Origin of the sequence: Nocardia sp. CDC159 (assembly GCF_023740735.1) — a bacterium.
GTDB lineage: Bacteria > Actinomycetota > Actinomycetes > Mycobacteriales > Mycobacteriaceae > Nocardia > Nocardia pulmonis.
In genome coordinates this window covers 126,968-144,930 of record NZ_JAMRXH010000017.1, presented here as the reverse complement: position 1 = coordinate 144,930, position 17,963 = coordinate 126,968, and the positions used below count along the sequence as shown (strand labels likewise).

Sequence of the window (17,963 nt, the reverse complement as noted above, 5' to 3'; positions counted from 1 at the left end):
CCAATTTCGTGTCCCGCGCTCAGCAGCGCTGCGGATGCGTCCAGGGCGCCAGGGGTTGGTCGAACAGGAAGGCGCGGATCGTGTCGAAGTATCGGGTCGGCTGGTCGAGCCGGATGACGTGGCCCGCGTCGGGGAAGCAGACGAGGGTCGCGTCGGGGAAGGTGGTCGCGTATTGGCGCGCCATCTCCCAGGGGAGATAGTCACAGGCGCCGGTGAGGATGAGCGCGGGTGTCGGATCGCGCGCGAGGGCGTCGCGGACGTGGGACTGCGTGCCGCTGTCGGCGTCGAGCACGGTGAAAACGTTGTCGTAGAAGCCGTTTCCGGTGACGTTCTGGTTCGGGAGACGGGTGCGATCGCAGACGGTGCCCGGGCCGACGAGGTGCAGATAGCTGGTGAAGTAGGCGTCCGCCTCCCGGTCGGATATGAGATTCCGTGCGGCCGAGGGATTTACCATGCCGAGGAGATACCAGAGCAGGAACCGCGGCGCGCCCGGCAGCATGTCGTCCGCGCGCTGGCGCTCACGTGGGGGCAGGCGCAGCGAGGGTGATTTCGTTCCGACGCTACGCCACTGCGCGAAGTCGATCGGCCCCGGCGAGGTGAAGAGCGCCCGTTCGACCCGGCCCGGATGCCGGGCCATATAGCTCGCCACCAGACTGCCGCCCCAGGACGAGCCCAGCAGCACCACGCGCTCGACCCCGATGCGCCGCCGCAGCGCCTCGAGATCGTCGACATGCCGGGCGACCGTGTACTCCGCGGGATTCGCCAACCGCTCGGACAGCCCGGCCCCGATCTGGTCGTAGATGTACACGTCATGGCCGAGCGTCGCCAGCCGACCGAAGAATTCGACCATCGCCCGATCCGCCACATCGGCCTCCCCCGGACCGCCCCCGACGATCACGATCGGGCTCCCGCGTCTCGGCCCCACCGCGGCGATCTCGATCACCGCCAGGGTCGAGCCCGTTTCCAGCGTCCAATACCGCATCGGGGCAGCGGGCTGCGCCGGTCGGTGCGCCTCCGGCGTGGTGGGTAGCGGCTGAAAGACCGTCAGCGAGGCCAGAATCAGCAGTACGGCGACACCCACCGCCGCGACGACGGTCGCCGTTCGCCGCGGTCGCGGATGCGTCAGCCGCGTGAGCAACCGGGCGAGACCCCACGAAATCGCAAAGCCCGCAACGGCCGCCGCGATCAACAGCACCGGTATCCACGCCACCGCGAGCGCCGCACCGAAGAATGCGGCCACCGCCGCCACCCAGCCGAGCAGCACCGCCACGACCGCCGAGAGCGCGGTCAGCCCGCGATGCCACCATCGGCGCTCGCCCGGCATCCTGGCCATCCCCCAGCCTATCCCGGCATCCATCACGGGAGACGCCGAGGAACAACTCGCCGAATCCGATGCGAGCTCTCGACATCGCCCGTGCGACCAGACACGCTGATACCAGCGGTAGCAATGCGCAGCGCACCGACAGATCGACAGGAGCAGTGCGTGAACATGGGGGCCGTCCGATGAGCACCGGGGACCGCGATGTCCGTGTCATCGTCATCGGCGCGGGCGTGGCCGGAATCGCCACGGCCTACACGATCAAGCAGGCCGGATTCACGAATCTCACCGTCCTGGAGAAGGGTTCCGATGTGGGCGGGGTCTGGCACTGGAACCGTTATCCGGGGCTCACCTGCGATGTTCCGGCGCAGATCTATCAGTTCTCGTTCGCGCCGAAGCCGGACTGGACCCATATCTTCGCCAGCGGCGAGGATATTCGGCGCTATCACCGCGACGTCGTCGAGCGGTTCGGACTCGACGCGCGGCTACGGCTCGACACCGAGGTCACCGCGCTGGACTACGACGAAGTCGGCAGCTGCTGGACGGTTACCACCGCCGACGGTGAGAAGATGGCGGCCGATTTCGTCATCTGCGCGACCGGCGTCCTGCACCATCCGTTCGTGCCCGACATTCCCGGCATGGACACCTTCGAGGGCCCGATCGTCCATACCGCGCGATGGCATCACGACCTGCCCACCGCCGGTCGGCGGATCGCGGTGATCGGTGCGGGTTCGACCGGGGTGCAGGTGGTCTCCGCGCTCCAGCCGGATGCGGAAACCGTCGTCCACTTCGCCCGTTCACCGCAATGGATCCTGTGGGCGCCCATCGGCGCGCGCCAGTGGTCGGCCCTTACCGCGGTGCTCCGGCGCCGGCCCGCCTGGCACGACCTCCTCTACCGGCGTCTGCTGCGGGCGTCGGACATTCTCGCCGATATCACGACGACGCCGTCCTGGCGGCGCAGCCTGGTGCAGTGGTATGCGCGCACGAGCCTGCGTATCCAGGTTCGTGATCCGAAGCTGCGCGCCGCGCTCACTCCCGACTACCAGCCCCTGTGTAAACGACAGGTGGTGTCCGGCAACTACTATCGGGCGATCAGCGCATCCAACGCTCGACTGGTGACCGACCCCATCGATGCGTTCACCGCGCGCGGTGTGCGAACCGTCACCGGCGAGCACCACGACGTCGACCTGGTCGTACTGGCCACCGGCTTCCACGCCCACAACTACATGCGCCCGATGTCGATCACGGGACGCGACGGCACGACCCTCGACGACGTATGGGCGAAAGGTCCGCGCGCATACCGGATGACGGCGATCCCCGGCTTCCCCAACCTCTTCACGGTCCTGGGACCGAATCCCACCACGGGGTCGATCTCTCAGCAGTACACGGCCGAACTCACCGCGCGATACATCGTGGGCTGGCTCGAGCGGTTCCGGAACCACGAATTCGACGAGGTCGAGGTCACCCAGCAGGCGACGGACGACTTCAATACCGCCGTCGCCGATGCGCTCGGGCCGACCGTGTGGAACACCGGCTGCCATTCCTGGTATTTCAGCGAGAACGGCACGATCGACCTGTGGCCCTTCGACCGCAGCACCCTGACCCGGCTGCTCACCGCACCGGATCCCGCCGATTACCACATCAGATGATCGACACGCCCGATTTCTGCTGGGCCGCACCGGATCACCACTCGGGCTGCACGCCCTTCTCGAGGGCCTCGCGGGCCTGAGCGACACACTCCGCCCAGGGCCGGTCACCGAGTTCGGTGACGCCGGAGTCGCCGATGAAGGCGCTGGAGACGATGACGTCCGGGGTCAGGGTCGCCAGCACGTTCAGGGAGGCGAGCAGGGTGTCGCGGTCGCTGAATTCCGGCAGGTAACCCGCCCACCACTGGCCGTTCCCGCCGTGGATGATGGTGTCGCCGGTGAACAGGTAGCGGCGGCCGGAGATCGTGGCGAGGAACACCGCGCTGCCGGGGGTGTGGCCCGGAACCGGGATCACCTCGAGGCCCGGGAAGGGGGTGTGCCGGGTGTCGAAGGCATCGTCGACGGTGGTCTGGGTGACCTGGTCGGCATCGGCCTTGTGGATGTGCAGTTTCGCGCCGAAGCGCTCGCGAATGGTGGCCAGGGTGGAGGTGATCTCGTCGCGGTGGCTCAGGTATTGATGGGCGACGCCGCCCAGTTCGGCCATGCGATCCAGATCCGCGGCCAGGGTGGTGTTGTAGAACAGCACATTTCCCTGCGGGCCGGTCCACAGGTAGGCGTGGGTGGTCAGGCCGGGGGCCGGGTTCTCGGTTTCGGTTTCCCAGAGTTCGGGGGCGATCTGCTGCATGGTGTGCTCCTTTCACACCGAAGGCGCGAGATCGGTTCTCGCGGCGCGAGATGCCGGGCCTCACAGCGCCCAGCGCACCTCGCGATGGGGGTGATAACCGCAGACCACGCCCAGTGCGACGCTGGCCCGCAGATGTTCGGCCAGTTCGGGATGTTCGCGGTCGAGGCGGCGCAGGGTGTCTCGAACCCGCGCCGATACGGTCTTGCGGGCCCGCTCGGCCTCGTCGCCGAGGGTGCGGGTGCGCCCGGCCAGACCCGCGGCGCGGCGCAATTCCGCCAGCAGGGCCGCCCGTTCGCGGTCCAGCCGGACGGCGCGCTCGTCGGCGCCGAGTGCGGTGGCCCGGTCGATTTCGGCGTCCAGAGTGGCCAGTCGGTGACGGTAGGCGGCCTTGGCCTGTTCGTCGAGCATGGGTTCGGCCCCGAGCGATTCGGCGGCCCGTGCGGTGGGATCGCCTGGGACGCCGATCAATTCGATGCTGGGGATGTCGTATCCGGGATTCGCCAGGAGCAGGTGCAGGTCGCGCAGCCCCTTGGCGTCGGGCAGGTGCGCGGTGCGGTCGGCGAAACGGAGGGTCCACACCGCACCCTCGCGGCGAAAAATGTTCTCCGCCTGGATGTTTGCTGGGGAATTGGAGTCGGGGTCGGGCGGCTCGAGATCGCCGTGGGCGAGTAGGCGGAGTTCGCGTTCGGCCGCTGCCACCCAGGGGAGCGCGCGGAGTCGGCGAGCCGAGGCGGCGGCGGCTCGCAGTTCGGTCGTGGCCGAGCGGTGGTCGCCCGCGGCGGCGGCGAGGCGGCCGAGCCAGTACGCGTACGGTCCGTAGGCCGCGCCGCCTCCGGCGACGACCGCCCAATAGGGGCGCAGGGGAGCAAGCCTGTGCCGCAACGCGTCTCGTAGCTCGGGGTCGTCGAGGACGAGCGCCGCATGGGTCAGTGCCACCAGGATCGCGGCCTGGAAGTGCAAGGGGTATGTCCGATCCAGCCGCCGGACGTCCTCGAGGCGCAGCCGGACGCGTTCGATATCGGCGCGGAGCGCGGCGGTGACGAGATCGGTCACCGCGGTGTACTCCCCCGCCATCGTGTAATAGCGGTCGACGAAGGCCGCCGCGCCGTCCGGATCGTCGGCCAGTATCGCCAGCGCCCAGCGCTGTTCGAGCCACAGCGGCACCCGGTCGACCTCGCCGAGCCGTTCCCCGAGCGCGTACGCCCCATCGATATCCGCCCTGGCCTCGGCGAAGCGACCGGTGAGCAGGTGCAGCGCCCCGGAGCGCGACAGCGCCACGAAGCGGAAGCGGGGCAGCCGGGACCGGTCGGCGTCCAGGGTGAGGGCGGCCAGTTCGGCGTGCACCCGGGGATCGCTCAGCTCCAGCAACGCGGCCGAGCGCAGCAGCATGCCCTGCAGTCGAATCTCGTCACGGCGCAGCCGGTTTCCCAGGGCCACCAATTCGTTGGCGACGGTCAGGCGATCCGTGGCGGTGCCGGGCCGCCAGATCGCGTCGTGGCGCGCCAGCAGGCCCGCCACCAGCGCGGCGTCGTCCCCGGAGCGCCGGGCCAGCCGCAACACGGTGTCGCCGTCGATATTCCGCTCGGCCCGCGTGCGCCCGGTGTGCATGCGGGCCCGCAGCGACGCGGCCAGCAACCGCACCGCCAGCGGGTCGGTCTCCGGGCGGGTCGCGGTCAGGCGCTGGTGCGCGGTGTCCAGCAGGGCGATCTCGCGGTCGGCATCGAATTCCGGATCGGGCATGCCGAGTTCGTGCAGGCCCAGCGCCGCGCGGGCGAACAGTTCCGGGCGGTCGAACCGGGTGGCGTGGTCGAGCACCGTTTCGAAGACCCCTCGAGCCTCGGTGAGATCACCGGCATCGGTCAGGGCGTCGGCCAGGGCGAGCAGCACCTCGCCGGATCGGTCGTCGTCGGTGTCGAGGAGCTGCGCCGCCCGGCGGTAGTGCCGGGCCGCCTCGCCCGCCGCCAGCCGACCGCACGCATCGCGCGCGGCGTCGAGCAGCAGGCGGAGCCGTTCGTCCGCGGCGAGGGCGTCGGCGGCCAGGTAGGCGTGCTCGGCGATCTCGGCCGCGGCCGCGCCGGAGCAGACGAGCGCGGACACGATGGCGGCGCGGCGTTTTCGCGCCTCGTCGGGTCCGAGGCGGTCGGCCAGTGCCTCGCGGATGAGGTCGTGGACGAAGCGATAGCGGTCGGCGAATTCGGCTGTCACCAGCCGGGCACGGATCGCCATGGTCAGCGCCGCGGAGGTGCTGTCGCGGTGCTGTCCGATGGCGGCGGCGACGGAATCGAGGACCGTACCGTGGAATTCGTTACCCAGCAGCGCGGCCGTGGTGAGCAGATCCACGACGGGCTCGGGCAGCAGCGCCAGGCGCGCCGAGAGAATCTGGCGGACACCGGGATTCAGGGTGCCGAGCGCGTCGTCCGCATGCCACAGCCGGGCGGCCTGTTCGGCGGCGAAGGGATTACCGCCGGTCAGCGCGTGCAGGGTGGCCGCCTCGTCCGCAGAGATCGGCCGACCCGTTGCCGCCGCGGCCAATTCGCCGATCTCCGCCGCCGACAGCGCGGACAGCTCCAGGCTGCGCGCCGCGGATCGCAACTCCTCGAACGCCTCCCGCAACGGGTGTCCGGGTTCGGCGATCTCGTCGTCGCGCACCGCGGCCACGACGGCGAGCCGCTCGAACCAGGTATGGCGCGCCACGAAACTCAGCAAATGCACCGAGGCCACATCGGCCCGATGCAGATCATCGATCACCACGATCACCGGCCGCACGGCACAGGCGGCGACGAGTGCCTCTGTGATCGCATCTCCCACCCGAAACAGCGTCGACCCATCCGCCCCCACCGGCGTCTCCCCGATCAACATCGACAACGCACTCCCCGCCACCCGATCCAGCGAGGCCCACCGCCCCGGCCCCGCGGCCCGCCGCAACCCGCGCAACACCTGCACCCACGGCCAGAACCCCGGCGCTCCCTCCCCGTTCCACGCGGTAGCCGCCAACACCAACGCTCGCTCCCCCACCTCCCCCACCACCTCACCGACCAGCGCGGTCTTCCCGATCCCCGCCTCCCCACACACCAACACCACCCCACCGTGACTGGAAACAGTGCGCCCCAACACCTCCCGCAGCCACCCGGCCGCCCTCCCCCGCCCTATCAACCCCACGCCCCTCGCCCCCAACGTCGCTGTTCGATGGTGGCCATATCGAATCCCACCGTACCGGCTGCCGGGGCTTCTTCTTGGGTGCGGGCGGCACGGTCGAACCGGGTCACGGCCGTCACAGCGCCCGGATGTCACAGAATGCGAGGAGGCGGCGTCTCGTGGACGACGCCGTCGAGATCGAAGAGACAGGAACACGGTCATGCCCGAGGACCGCCGCCCGGACCCCGCCACCGAGGCCTTCGTCGCCCATCGCAACCTGCTGTTCACCGTCGCCTACGAAATGCTCGGCTCGGCCGCCGACGCCGAGGATGTGCTGCAGGAGACCTGGTTGCGGTGGGCGGGGGTCGACCTCGGCACGGTTCAGGATCAGCGGGCCTATTTGGTGCGGATCACCACCCGCCAGGCGCTGGACCGGCTGCGCGCGCTCGGCCGCCGCAAGGAGTCCTATGTCGGGCAGTGGCTGCCCGAACCGTTGCTCACCGCGCCCGATGTCGCCGAGGACATCGAACTCGCCGAGCACGTATCGATGGCGATGCTGCTGGTCCTGGAGACGCTGGCTCCGACCGAGCGGGCGGTGTTCGTGCTGCGCGAGGTCTTCGACCTGGCCTACGACGAGATCGCCGCGGCGGTCGACAAGAGCCCGGCCGCGGTTCGCCAGATCGCCCATCGCGCCCGGGCACACATCGCCGCGCGCCGACCGCGCGGAACGGTCTCCGCCGCCGAGACCCGCGACGCGCTCCTGGCGTTCCAGCGGGCGATCGCCACCGGCGATATGCGCGAGTTGCTCGACCGGCTCGCGCCGGATGTCGTCCTGATCGGCGACGGCGGCGGCATCAAGCAGGCGGTGCTGAATCCGATCACGGGCGCGGACAAGGTGGCGCGGCTGCTGCTCAGCAGCAACAGCGTGGCCGTCGCCGCCCTGCTGGAGCCCACCGAGGTCAACGGCCACCCCGCCCTGGTCCTGCGGCTCGACGGCGAACTCGACACGGTCATGGCCCTGCGCATCGACGAGGGGCTCGTCACCGGCATCTACGCGGTCCGCAATCCCGAAAAGCTCTCGCACATGGATCAGGCAACCGTCCTGACCCGGTGAACCGAGGGCGCTCGAGACGCGAGATCGGCCGTAGCTTGTATCCGAAGGATCTGGAAGGAGCGGTATGCGCGCACGGGAACTCGGTCTGCCGCTGATCGGTGGCACCGGGCCGGACAATGCGATCACCGATGTCCCCGGCGTGGCGGTCGGATACACCACGCTGATCGAGGGCGATTCGGTGCGCACCGGGGTGACCGCCGTGCTGCCGCGGCCGCGGGCGGAGGTGCAGCTGCCGTGTGCGGCAGGGTGGCACGCGCTCAACGGCAATGGCGAAATGACCGGCACCGCGTGGCTTTCCGAAACCGGGTTGCTGCGGCTGCCGGTGCTGATCACCAATACCCACGCGGTCGGGCCGGTGCATCGCGGGGTGATCGACTGGACGGTGCGCGCCCATCCGGCGGTGGCCGCGGAATGGATGCTGCCGGTGGTCGCCGAGACCTACGACGGCTATCTCAACGACATCAACGGACCGTGGGTGCGGCCCGAGCACGCGGTCGCGGCGATCGAGGCGGCGGCGCCCGGGGCGGTCGCCGAGGGTTCGGTCGGCGGGGGCACCGGAATGATCTGCTACGGCTTCAAGGGCGGCAGCGGCACCGCGTCACGGCTGGTTCCCTACGGCGAAACCGTCTATACCGTAGGAGTTTTCGTACAGGCCAACTTCGGCGCCCGGCACGAGCTGACCGTGTGCGGGGTTCCGGTGGGTACCCGGTTGCCCGCCGACGAGCAGCGCACGAACCTGCCGCCGGGCGCCGGTTCGGTCATCGCCGTCGTGGCGACCGATGCCCCGCTGCTACCGGGGCAGTGCACCGCCCTGGCCCGCCGAGTCCCCTTGGGGCTGGCCCGGACCGGGACGACCGGGTCGATCTTCTCCGGCGATATCTTCCTGGCCTTCTCCACCGCCAACAAGGGCTCGTTCGGGACGGGAATGCCCACCGGCGAACCGACTTACGAGCAGCTGCACGCCATCTCGTGGAACCGCATCGATCCCTTCCACACCGCCGTCGTCCAGGCCGTCGAGGAGGCGGTGCTCAACGCACTGGTCGCGGGCCGGACCATGACCGGCCGCGCGGGCCACCGCGTGCCCGGTATCCCGATCGAACGGCTGGTCGAACTCGTCACCGCCCGATAGGGGTTGGTCCGCGGAGCGGGACTTACCGCCCGAAAGCCCCGGCGTACGCGGATCGGTTCTTCTACCATGCGTTCGTGACCGATGTGTATTGCCGTGCCCGGCAATGGCTTTCGTCGGCAGTGGCACCGCTGGCGGCGAAGGGCGGTGTGTCGATGCGGATATCCGCTCCCATCACCGTGTCGGCGCTGGCCGCGGTGGGTTTGATGACGTCCGCCTCGGCGGCTTTCCCCACCGCGTCGAACAGCGCCGGAACCAGTTCGGCGGCGGAGATGCCCGCATCCACCTCCACCTTCGACGACCCGTACACCCAGACCTTCGACCCGACGACACCGGTGGAGATCGTCCCCGATCCCGCCGCGCAGGAACCGGCTCCCGAGCACACCGAGTCCGACCCACCCGCGGATCCCGCTGCCGAATCACCGGATACGTCGACCGGCGGCTCGACCGAGCCGGTGGGCGAGTCGAACACCGACACCGGCGAAACTCCGATCACCGATCCGTCGATCACGACGCCCGACCCCACCGAGGCCGCGGCGGACAGCGTCACCGAGACGACGATCCCGGAGACGACCACCAGCGAGGCCCCGACCACCTCCGAGACCACCCATCCCCCGACCACGAGCCCGTGGTACCACCCGTCCACGACCCCGAGGCTGGAATTGCGAATCGAGCTCGTCCTGCGCCTCCCCGGCCGCCCGCCCATCCCCTGCGGCATCCTCCGCCCATCCCCGAGCCGCCCTGCCCCCACATCGGTTTCGTCCACTACACCCACCCCCACGCCGACCACCGTCCAGCAGCGAACGTCCGCCTGTACCGTCCCCCTCCCCGGCATTCCGGCGCTCCCGACGCTCCCGGACAACAGAACCACAACCGTCCGCCCCACCCCCACGCCGCGCCCCACCCTCACCACGCCCCGGCCACCGACCTCCACCTCACCTTCGCGGCCGACCCAAACCCCCACCAGGACAACGCCACCCACCCTCACCCCGACGCCCAGTCCCACCCCGACATCCCCCACCCGCCGCCCCTGAACCCGGTCGCAGGTCGAATAAATTCCATTGTTCCTACGAGCATTGGGTTCAATCCAACGCCGGAACCGTTGCGCCTCAATCCAGTTGGCGGCGGATGTCGAGCAGATGATGGCGCAGCTCGTGCAGGGTGTGCACGGCCAGCCAACGCAGCGAGCGCTCGGTGGGGTCGGCCGGATCGGGAAAGGGGAAGTACAGGGTGCGCTCCCAGTCGCCGGGCGCGAGCCGGTCGAGCGCGCCGCCGAACAGCAGCGCCGCATCCCGGAGCTGCCGCGCGACGTCGTCCGGATGCTGCTGGGCGTAACCATCGTGCTCGACCCGCTCGTCGCGGCCCATGTGCCCGACCACCGGCCGCTCGCTGCGCCGGGCGGCCAGCAGTCGCTCCCGCTGCACGAGCAGCACGTCGCGCATGTGGCAGGCGTACTCCAATGGGGACCAGACCTCGGGGCGGGTGCGGCGACGCAGCGCCGCGGGCTCCGCGCCCAGCAGGTCGGCGTATTCGTCGGCATGCCCGATGGCCAGCCGGGACACCCGGGCGGCCAGGTCCAGGTCGTAGACGAAACCACATTCGGCGCACGGGCTCACCCACCAACGCTAACGCGTGCCTGGCGATGATCGAGTCGCTATCGTCGGACGAGTGGCCAGCAAGTCTGCGGTACCGGCCGTCGAGCTGAGCGTCGGTGAGCGTACGGTGCGCGTGTCGAACCCCGACCGGGTGTACTTTCCGGAGATCGGGGCGACCAAGCTCGACCTGGTGCAGTACTACCTGAGCGTGGGCGACGGCATCGTCAACGCGCTGCGCGATCGGCCGTGCATGCTGCATCGGTTTCCCAAGGGGCTGCCGGGCGGGAAGGTGCACCAGAAGCGGCTGCCCGCCGGGGCGCCGGACTGGATTCCCACGGTGCGCGTGTACTTTCCGCGCTACGGACGCCACGCCGACGAGCTGTGCGTGCGGGAGCTGGCCGATGTGATCTGGGCCGTGCAGATGTCGACGGTGGAATTCCATCCCTGGAACTCGCGGCGGTTCGATACCGAGAAGCCCGACGAATGGCGTATCGACCTCGATCCGATGCCCGATTGCCCGTGGCCGCGGGTGCAGCGGGTGGCCGGGGTGGTGCACGAGGTCCTCGACGAACTCGGCGCGGTCGGCTGGCCGAAGACCTCGGGCGGGCACGGGTTACACGTCTATGTGCGCATAGAGCCGCAGTGGGGATTCCAGGACGTGCGCCGGGCCGCGCTGGCCTTCGCCCGCGAGGTCGAGCGTCGCGCGCCCGACGACGTGACCACCACCTGGTGGCGTCGCGATCGCGACCCCGAACTGCTCTTCGTCGATTACAACCAAAACGCCCGCGATCATACGATCGCCGCCGCCTACTCGGTGCGCGGCAACCCGGCCGCGACCGTGTCCACGCCGGTCCGCTGGGACGAGATCCCCGATATCGATCCGCGCGAGTTCACCATCAACACCGTCCCCGCCCGCTACGCCGAACTCGGCGATCTGCACGCCGGTATCGACGACGCGGTGTTCGACCTGAGCCCGCTGCTCGAATGGGCCGATCGCGACAAGCTCGAGGTAGATCTGGACGAGGACACCGACGAGCAGGACTGATGGGAGCACCACGCATGACCTCGGAGCCCGTACGAATCGCCCTGGGCCCCAAACATTCCGATCTGCTCCGGCAGGCGATCACCGGCAGCGGCGCCACGCTGTCGGATCTCGACCGGGCCCGCGCCCTGGTGTGGGACGGCGGCCCAGCGGGCTTCCCACGGCGGCTGCCCGCGGGCATCGAATGGGTCCAGCTGTTCTCGGCGGGCGTCGAGGAGTGGTTCGAGACCGATGTCTTCGACGCGCACCCCGACGTCGTATTCACCTCGGCCGCGGGCGCTTTCGCCCGGAGCGTGGCCGAACACGCGCTGGCGCTGCTGCTGGCGGGCGTCCGGCACCTACCCGAGCACATCCGGGCGAGCAGCTGGCGGCAGACCGAATTCTTCCCCCGCATCGGCACGTTGCGTGGCGCCACGGTCGCCGTCGTCGGCGCCGGAGGCATCGGCCGCGAACTCATCGAGCTGCTCGCACCGCTCGGGGCGCGGGTCATCGCGGTCAATCGCTCGGGCCGGGCGATCGACCATCCAACGGTGCTGGAAACCATTCCAGCCGAACGGCTTTCGGAGGTGTGGCCACGCACCGATCATGTCGTGGTCGCCGCCCCCGCCACCGCCGCGACCCGACAGCTGATCGGCAAGGACGAACTGTCCCAGCTGCGGCCGCACTCCTGGGTGATCAATATCGCCCGCGGCCGTCTGATCGACACCGATGCGCTGGTCGACGCCCTGCGGGACGGGACGATCGGCGGGGCGGGTCTCGACGTCACCGACCCCGAACCCCTCCCTGACGGCCATCCGCTCTGGGATCTTCCGAACGCCATTGTCACACCGCATGATTCGAATCCGCCCCAGCTGCGCACCGTCGCCTTCGCCGAGCGTGTGGCCGACAATGTCGCCCGCTTCGTCGCCGGTCGCGAACTGAACGCCCGGATCGACCTCGCCGCCGGATACTGATCGGGTCAGACCGGATCGGGGTCGAGGTACTCGATACCGGTGATTATGTCGGGCTGGATGCGCACCATATGGTCGCGTGGACCCGGCAGCCAGGGCCGCAGCAGGGTGCGGTAGCGGGCCAGTTCCTGCGGATCGGTGATCGGCTCGGCGGTGCCCGTCACGATGACGCACCAGCCGCGGTGGGTGCGCTCGTCGATGGTATCGGCCTCGAAGGCCACCACCTGCCGGTCGGTGGTCAGGCTGGAGCCGCGGTGGGCGTGGACGACGATCGTCTCGCCGTCCACGATGTGGTTGACCGGACGGATAGTGGGTAGTGCATAGCGGGAGTAGACGATACGACCGAATCGAGCCTCGGTGAGCAGCTGTAGTGCCTCGGCCGTCGACAGATCCCGCGAGACCTGCTGGGCCGAGCTCGGCGGACGCGTGAACCGCGGGTATTCGTCGGCTCGGCTGGTCATTGCCCTGTCTGCCCCGATCGTCGTGCACCGGATGGCCCCCGGTTCATATCCACGTTCCCCGAATCGCTACTGACCAAACCAATCCGGTGCTAAAAAGGTTGGATACCCGAAGAACCCTTCCACCTCGACGAATTCGCGGTCGGGCTGTCGGAGCTGACCGCGCTGGTGTTGTCGACCCCGAATGTGGAGGATTCGCTGCGCGAGATCGCAGATATCACCGCCCGGATGCTGCCCGATCGACCCATGGTCGCGGTTACGTTGCGGCGTAATGGGGACACGGTGACCGTCGCCTCCACCGGGCCGCATGCCTCGCTCATCGATGAATTGGCGCGCGACCATGGATTGGGGCCGTGCCTGGAGGCATTGCACACCGCGGCGCCCGTCGCGATCCCCGATATGACCGACGAGCGGCGCTGGGGGGCCTATCCGGCGCGGATGCTGGCGCGGGGAATTCGATCGGCGCATTCCCAGCCACTGCTAATCGACGGGGTGGCGGTCGGCACACTCAATGTGTATTCGCCGCATCCGAACATGTTCGGCGCGGCCGCACTGCCGGCCATCGCACTGACCAGCGCGCACACCGCGGTCCTGCTGGCGGCGGCCATCCAGAGCGCGCGCCAGGCCGCGTTGACCGCGCAGCTGCAGTCCGCGCTCGCCTCGCGCTCACTCATCGATCAGGCGCTGGGGATCACCATGGCACAGCGCCGGTGCGACCGGGATGCGGCCTTCGAGGTGCTGCGGGTGGCCTCGCAGCACGAGAACATCAAAATCGTCGCGGTGGCGGCGGGGATCATTCGCGCGATTACCGGAAATGATCCGACTCCACCGCATTTCAATGTTCCGACGCGCCCGACACCGATCCGGCGCAATTCTTGACCACTTGGATACTGTCCGAATGCGGCAGTAGCGCTACACTTCTGACGTATCCGTTCGCCCGGTCCAGTAGCGCGGCTGGGATCGCGTCGTCGACGCAGGAAGGCCCGCCATGTCCGCCGACCAGGCCGCTCGTGTGCGCACCGAGCCCGCGCCGACCGCTGAACCCGTCTCCTCGCCGTTCGACGTCGACATCGTGCCGATCGGTATTCCGCAAGCGGTCCCCGAGGCCCACGACCGCCTGGTCCGTCACCTTTTCGACATCGGTCTGCAATTGCATTCGGTCCGAGCGATTTTCGAGGGCCACGCCTCCACTCCCGAGCAGATCCGCACCGCGAGCGACTGCGTCCTGTCCGTCCTCGACGACCTGGACACCCTGATCCGCGATGCCGGGCTCGCCATGCTCGACTTGGCCACCCGCCGCGACCCACCCCGCCCGAACCCGGTGCGCCCCGCAGGCCCTCACCGACGCCGCCGCCGCTCCTGACGCGTTGCTCCGCCCACCCGGGAGGCTTGGATCACCACAGCGGCTGGAGAAGGGCGCGACGGCGCCGAGATCACGAGCCACGCTCGGGCGCTGGGGAATTGGCGCGTACTCGGCCATCGCGGCCCTCGCGGCCCCGGCGTGGGGCATGGGCAGCGCTCGGGCGGCACGACATCGGCGTCCGAACAATCGCCCTGTCATCGCCTCGGGCGCGCTGCCCGCGCGTCGAAGCGGCGGCGGCATCCGGTCGGCGCGGCATCGCACACCCGGCCGCTGGGGCATGGGCAGTACCGGGGCGTCGGCGCACTGGCGGCGTTTGGGCAGTGCGCGGGATGGGCCGACACGCGGGATGGGCCGACACGCGGGCGGTGTCGAAGCCCGCGTCACGCGCCGCGGACGATGCGGCGGGCGGTGGGGCGGATGCCGAAGGCCTGTTCCACCAGGTCGGTCCAGCCGTCGGCCATGGAGGCGAGCAGGAACCAGGCGGCGTGCACGCGCTCGTCGGTGACGTCGTCGACGCTGCGGAGCAGGTGCGTGGCGCGGACCTGCGCGGCGGCCATGCCGTCGACGACCGCGCCGAGGGATTCCGAGCGCGGACCGCGGGTGGTGTTGGCGCCGATCCAGTCGTCGATGCGCGCGACCAGTTCGTTACGGCGGCAATCGATCTCGGCCGCGTGTAGGGGTTGTTCGCGACGGGCCAGGTGGAGTTCGGCCAGCGCGCGTGCCCAGCGGGTGACGGGGTGGTCCTCGGGTTGATCGCCGATATGCCCGCAGAACGCGGCCAGCAACTCGTGCCAGTCGGGCGGAGTGGAGGCGGGTCGCCTCATCACGACGGGCCCGGACGACGGCGTCTGCGCACGTCCGTCCGGCTGCGGTACGTACATCCGTGTACCTCCAACGCGGCGATCGGGCGCACCCGGCGCCGCACACGGGCACCGGACCGCGAGCCCGGTGCGGCAAGGGCGGACCGCACCGGATCCGGGGCACCGCAATTTGCGAAGGGGACATCTTCTTGCGGCACCGGGTGCAATTACAGGATGCTCGTTTCCTCCGGCCCTCCCACTGCCCTTTCGGTGGCCTTCCGATGACCCAGCGCAATGGTTTTCGCGTCGCCTGGCCGACCGCCCGGTACCCGGCTACGCTACGTGCAGGCTCGGGACGATCGGGTGAAGGGTGTTTGGCGGCGTGAGTTGGTCTTTCACACCGGACGAGTTCGCGCACATTTGGCGGGAGACCGATCTGGATCGCCACCCGTTCCCGATCCGCATCCTGGAATCCCCGCGCACCGAGGACGAGGCGGCCGCCCTGCGCCGCAACCTGCAGGAGCGCATGCCGCTGCGGTCGGATCCGGATCTGTCGGCATGTCTGCGCATCCTGGCGCAGCCGCATACCCGGGTGGTCGCGATCGGCGGCAGCCACACCCCCGGCAGCGAGATCCGTGCGCTCGGGGCCGCCGTCTACGACCATGCCGTGCTGGCGGTGCAGGAGCCGGGCCGCTCGCCGGATTTCGGCGGCCGCGTGACGATTTCGATCGGACACAGCACCAAACTCGGCGCCCGCATCGCCGCCCTGCTGCCCGATACGCCGCCCGGCCGCGAACCCGCGCGCTCGGCGCCCGCGGGGGCCGTGCGCGACGAGGAGACCGTGCGCGGCACCGCGCCGCTGGCCCCGCGGATCCGGCGGCTGCTGGTGAAACCGCATACCGCCGAGGGCCACATCCGCATCGAGCCGCGGCTGGATCGCGACGATCCGCCGCCCGCGGTCTACTACACCTGGATCGATGTCGCCGGGGACGGCCGCTATCTGATACGGGCCGGGGACGATGTGCACGTTGTCCCCGCCTCGGCCCAGCAGATCGGGCTTCACCTGCAAAAACGTATTCCGCACTGACCGATTCGAGCCATCGATACCGGCAAGAGGTACTGACCGGACATGGCCGACCGATTAGGCTGAGTCACTACCGACCGGATCTCAGGGGTAGGCATGACCATCGAGACCAGCCAGGCCGACATCGCGCGGTTCCTGCAGGCTGCCCGAAGTGGCACCGTGCGCTTCGATCCGGCCGCGGCCCGCAGCTGCGCCGAGATCTACGAACAGCAGGCGCAGCGGCTGCGCCAGCTGCGGCAGCGGTTGGAATCGGCGGCGGAGACGGACGGGTTCGGCGGGTTCTTCTCCGCGCAGCAATTACAGGCCGGATTCGGGCGCAAGGCGCGCGATGCCGCGGCGCTGCTCGATCAGTACATCGCGGCCGCCTATCGGATGAAGGAGGCGTTCCTGATCAGCGCCGGACTGTACGAGGAGGCCGACCTCGCGCACTCCGCCGCCCTGCGTGCCACCGCGGCGAGGCTGCCCCGATGACCACGGAATTCCGGTACGGGCCCAAGCGGCGGCGCACCGATCCCGAATACATCAGCGCCATGGAGCATTTCGAGTCCATGCCGCACGAGCGAATCTATGCCGGGACGCAGCAGATCGATGCGGGGCAGATTCTGCAGGCGTCGATGGTGTGGCTGGAGGGGGCGGCGACGCTGGCGGCCTCGGCGCCGCTCACCCGGGGCAATGCCGATCGGGTGATCGACCAGGTGCGGTGGGAGGGACCCGCCGCCGATGCGGCGTCTGCCTGCACGCGCAGCTTCGCCGAGTCGATCGACGAATTGGCCGCCGTCATGGGCGAGGTGGGTGCGCGGCTGGGCGCGGTGGCCGCGGCCGCCGAGGCCGTGAAGCTGGCCGTGATGCCGCCCGGGGATACCGGTCCGGTCGGTGCGATCGCCCGGGCGCTCGAGGCGATGCGCGTCATCGATGCGCACATGGCGGCCGAGGCCATCCGCCAGGAGGCGGTGCTGGCCATGAATATGATCTACAAGCCGTCCTATTCGGCCGCGGGCACGGGCATCCCGGCCCTCCCCGACCCGCCCGCCCTGCCCGGCGCCCCCAGCCAAACCAAGCCCAAACCGTCTGCGCCCCACACGCTTCCACCGCAGCAAAAGACGCCGCAACCACCGACACCCCAGCCGCAGACCGCACCCGAACAACCCGCTCCCCAGCCACCCACACCCCGGCCGGAGCCATCGCCCGTTCCCCCACCATCGCAATCCCCCGCACCCACGCCGCCCGCACCACAGCCGACACCGACTCCCCAGCCGAGCACACCCGCACCGCAACCACCCCCCGCACCGCAATCCCCCACACCACCCACCCCAACCACCGAATCCCCCACGCCCACACCCCCACCTCCCGCCCCGTCGTCTTCCCCACCACCACCTCCCCCACCCCAAACTCCTTCCCCCACACCGCCTCCCCCAGCCCCGGCCCCACCCCCACCCGGCGGCCCACCCCTCGACGACCAGGGCGGCCAACCCGGCGTCACCGGCCCCATCCCCGACCAGTCGACCACCCCAACCACTCCCGACCAGCCGGGCGTAATCCCCGGCCGCTGAGGTCGCTCCGACAGCGATCGGCCATGTTGACCGACGGAGTACTGAATCCGCGCCGGCGGCATCGTCTGAAGGCGGACCTCGGATCGGTGAAACTCGG

Annotated in this window: 18 protein-coding genes; 11 read left to right on the top strand and 7 right to left on the bottom strand. The window is 69.8% G+C overall.

Annotation, left to right across the window (positions count from 1 at the left end; all coding sequences use genetic code 11):
- Window positions 1–19 precede the first annotated feature (19 nt).
- A complete protein-coding gene (locus NDR87_RS29915) occupies window positions 20–1,333 on the bottom strand; it encodes an alpha/beta hydrolase (protein ID WP_251916914.1) in 1,314 nt (437 codons plus the stop codon).
- 170 nt (window positions 1,334–1,503) lie between these two features.
- Between NDR87_RS29915 and NDR87_RS29910 the strand changes: the two genes are divergently transcribed.
- On the top strand, window positions 1,504–2,967 hold the full coding sequence (locus NDR87_RS29910) for an NAD(P)/FAD-dependent oxidoreductase (protein WP_251916916.1): 1,464 nt from the start codon (window positions 1,504–1,506) through the stop codon (window positions 2,965–2,967).
- Between the two features lie 34 nt (window positions 2,968–3,001).
- Here NDR87_RS29910 and NDR87_RS29905 read toward each other — a convergent pair whose 3' ends face one another.
- On the bottom strand, window positions 3,002–3,649 hold the full coding sequence (locus tag NDR87_RS29905) for an MBL fold metallo-hydrolase (protein WP_251916918.1): 648 nt from the start codon (window positions 3,647–3,649) through the stop codon (window positions 3,002–3,004).
- A gap of 60 nt (window positions 3,650–3,709) precedes the next feature.
- The gene (locus tag NDR87_RS29900) at window positions 3,710–7,006 is read right to left on the bottom strand and encodes an AAA family ATPase (RefSeq protein WP_251916920.1); all 3,297 of its coding nucleotides are present in this window, start codon (window positions 7,004–7,006) and stop codon (window positions 3,710–3,712) included.
- Here NDR87_RS29900 and NDR87_RS29895 point away from each other — a divergent pair.
- Complete coding sequence (locus tag NDR87_RS29895) at window positions 7,005–7,898, top strand: RNA polymerase sigma-70 factor (protein WP_251916921.1); 894 nt, start codon at window positions 7,005–7,007, stop codon at window positions 7,896–7,898. The genes NDR87_RS29900 and NDR87_RS29895 overlap by 2 nt on opposite strands.
- 64 nt (window positions 7,899–7,962) lie before the next feature.
- Window positions 7,963–9,027 carry a P1 family peptidase gene (locus NDR87_RS29890; protein WP_251916922.1) on the top strand — a complete coding sequence of 355 codons (1,065 nt, stop codon included), beginning with the start codon at window positions 7,963–7,965 and terminating at the stop codon, window positions 9,025–9,027.
- A 61-nt stretch (window positions 9,028–9,088) separates the two neighbouring features.
- Here the strand turns inward: NDR87_RS29890 and NDR87_RS29885 are convergent, their stop codons facing one another.
- Window positions 9,089–9,310 carry a hypothetical protein gene (locus NDR87_RS29885; protein WP_251916923.1) on the bottom strand — a complete coding sequence of 74 codons (222 nt, stop codon included), beginning with the start codon at window positions 9,308–9,310 and terminating at the stop codon, window positions 9,089–9,091.
- Between NDR87_RS29885 and NDR87_RS29880 the strand changes: the two genes are divergently transcribed.
- Window positions 9,297–10,058 carry a hypothetical protein gene (locus tag NDR87_RS29880; RefSeq protein ID WP_251916924.1) on the top strand — a complete coding sequence of 254 codons (762 nt, stop codon included), beginning with the start codon at window positions 9,297–9,299 and terminating at the stop codon, window positions 10,056–10,058. The genes NDR87_RS29885 and NDR87_RS29880 overlap by 14 nt on opposite strands.
- 75 nt (window positions 10,059–10,133) lie before the next feature.
- On the opposite strand, the gene NDR87_RS29875 is transcribed toward NDR87_RS29880, so the two are convergent.
- Complete coding sequence (locus NDR87_RS29875) at window positions 10,134–10,577, bottom strand: DinB family protein (protein ID WP_251917102.1); 444 nt, start codon at window positions 10,575–10,577, stop codon at window positions 10,134–10,136.
- Window positions 10,578–10,692: 115 nt separating this feature from the next.
- Here NDR87_RS29875 and ligD point away from each other — a divergent pair, with 115 nt between their 5' ends.
- Both ligD and NDR87_RS29865 read left to right on the top strand, forming a co-directional pair.
- Window positions 10,693–11,664: a non-homologous end-joining DNA ligase gene (gene ligD, locus NDR87_RS29870; RefSeq protein WP_251916925.1), complete on the top strand. Its 972-nt coding sequence runs from the start codon at window positions 10,693–10,695 to the stop codon at window positions 11,662–11,664.
- Window positions 11,665–11,678: 14 nt separating this feature from the next.
- Complete coding sequence (locus tag NDR87_RS29865) at window positions 11,679–12,614, top strand: D-isomer specific 2-hydroxyacid dehydrogenase family protein (RefSeq protein WP_251916926.1); 936 nt, start codon at window positions 11,679–11,681, stop codon at window positions 12,612–12,614.
- A gap of 5 nt (window positions 12,615–12,619) precedes the next feature.
- Here the strand turns inward: NDR87_RS29865 and NDR87_RS29860 are convergent, their stop codons facing one another.
- The gene (locus NDR87_RS29860) at window positions 12,620–13,072 is read right to left on the bottom strand and encodes a pyridoxamine 5'-phosphate oxidase family protein (RefSeq protein ID WP_251916927.1); all 453 of its coding nucleotides are present in this window, start codon (window positions 13,070–13,072) and stop codon (window positions 12,620–12,622) included.
- Window positions 13,073–13,237: 165 nt separating this feature from the next.
- Between NDR87_RS29860 and NDR87_RS29855 the strand changes: the two genes are divergently transcribed.
- Both NDR87_RS29855 and NDR87_RS29850 read left to right on the top strand, forming a co-directional pair.
- Window positions 13,238–13,948: a GAF and ANTAR domain-containing protein gene (locus tag NDR87_RS29855; protein WP_251916928.1), complete on the top strand. Its 711-nt coding sequence runs from the start codon at window positions 13,238–13,240 to the stop codon at window positions 13,946–13,948.
- Window positions 13,949–14,057: 109 nt separating this feature from the next.
- Window positions 14,058–14,432 (top strand): hypothetical protein, encoded by a 375-nt coding sequence (locus NDR87_RS29850; protein ID WP_251916929.1) that lies wholly within the window; start codon window positions 14,058–14,060, stop codon window positions 14,430–14,432.
- A gap of 380 nt (window positions 14,433–14,812) precedes the next feature.
- On the opposite strand, the gene NDR87_RS29845 is transcribed toward NDR87_RS29850, so the two are convergent.
- Complete coding sequence (locus NDR87_RS29845) at window positions 14,813–15,313, bottom strand: DUF4254 domain-containing protein (protein WP_251916930.1); 501 nt, start codon at window positions 15,311–15,313, stop codon at window positions 14,813–14,815.
- A 301-nt stretch (window positions 15,314–15,614) separates the two neighbouring features.
- On the opposite strand from NDR87_RS29845, the gene NDR87_RS29840 reads away from it, so the two are divergent.
- The 3 genes from NDR87_RS29840 (at window position 15,615) to NDR87_RS29830 (ending at window position 17,866) form a co-directional block, all read left to right on the top strand.
- Window positions 15,615–16,319, top strand: coding sequence for an ESX secretion-associated protein EspG (locus NDR87_RS29840; RefSeq protein WP_251916931.1), 705 nt, complete (start codon window positions 15,615–15,617; stop codon window positions 16,317–16,319).
- A 93-nt stretch (window positions 16,320–16,412) separates the two neighbouring features.
- The gene (locus NDR87_RS29835; protein WP_251916932.1) at window positions 16,413–16,787 is read left to right on the top strand and encodes a hypothetical protein; all 375 of its coding nucleotides are present in this window, start codon (window positions 16,413–16,415) and stop codon (window positions 16,785–16,787) included.
- Complete coding sequence (locus NDR87_RS29830; RefSeq protein WP_251917126.1) at window positions 16,784–17,866, top strand: hypothetical protein; 1,083 nt, start codon at window positions 16,784–16,786, stop codon at window positions 17,864–17,866. The genes NDR87_RS29835 and NDR87_RS29830 overlap by 4 nt, the downstream gene beginning before the upstream one ends.
- Window positions 17,867–17,963: the final 97 nt, after the last annotated feature.

What these genes read in the sequence shown, in the direction of transcription:
- NDR87_RS29845 (WP_251916930.1), bottom strand. Translation starts at nt 15,313, where the DNA reads ATGTACGTACCGCAGCCGGACGGACGTGCGCAGACGCCGTCGTCCGGG.
- NDR87_RS29890 (WP_251916922.1), top strand. Translation starts at nt 7,963, where the DNA reads ATGCGCGCACGGGAACTCGGTCTGCCGCTGATCGGTGGCACCGGGCCG.
- NDR87_RS29915 (WP_251916914.1), bottom strand. Translation starts at nt 1,333, where the DNA reads ATGGCCAGGATGCCGGGCGAGCGCCGATGGTGGCATCGCGGGCTGACC.
- NDR87_RS29865 (WP_251916926.1), top strand. Translation starts at nt 11,679, where the DNA reads ATGACCTCGGAGCCCGTACGAATCGCCCTGGGCCCCAAACATTCCGAT.
- NDR87_RS29835 (WP_251916932.1), top strand. Translation starts at nt 16,413, where the DNA reads ATGACCATCGAGACCAGCCAGGCCGACATCGCGCGGTTCCTGCAGGCT.
- NDR87_RS29910 (WP_251916916.1), top strand. Translation starts at nt 1,504, where the DNA reads ATGAGCACCGGGGACCGCGATGTCCGTGTCATCGTCATCGGCGCGGGC.
- NDR87_RS29900 (WP_251916920.1), bottom strand. Translation starts at nt 7,006, where the DNA reads ATGACCGTGTTCCTGTCTCTTCGATCTCGACGGCGTCGTCCACGAGAC.
- NDR87_RS29850 (WP_251916929.1), top strand. Translation starts at nt 14,058, where the DNA reads ATGTCCGCCGACCAGGCCGCTCGTGTGCGCACCGAGCCCGCGCCGACC.
- NDR87_RS29860 (WP_251916927.1), bottom strand. Translation starts at nt 13,072, where the DNA reads ATGACCAGCCGAGCCGACGAATACCCGCGGTTCACGCGTCCGCCGAGC.
- NDR87_RS29895 (WP_251916921.1), top strand. Translation starts at nt 7,005, where the DNA reads ATGCCCGAGGACCGCCGCCCGGACCCCGCCACCGAGGCCTTCGTCGCC.
- NDR87_RS29830 (WP_251917126.1), top strand. Translation starts at nt 16,784, where the DNA reads ATGACCACGGAATTCCGGTACGGGCCCAAGCGGCGGCGCACCGATCCC.
- NDR87_RS29880 (WP_251916924.1), top strand. Translation starts at nt 9,297, where the DNA reads ATGCCCGCATCCACCTCCACCTTCGACGACCCGTACACCCAGACCTTC.
- NDR87_RS29905 (WP_251916918.1), bottom strand. Translation starts at nt 3,649, where the DNA reads ATGCAGCAGATCGCCCCCGAACTCTGGGAAACCGAAACCGAGAACCCG.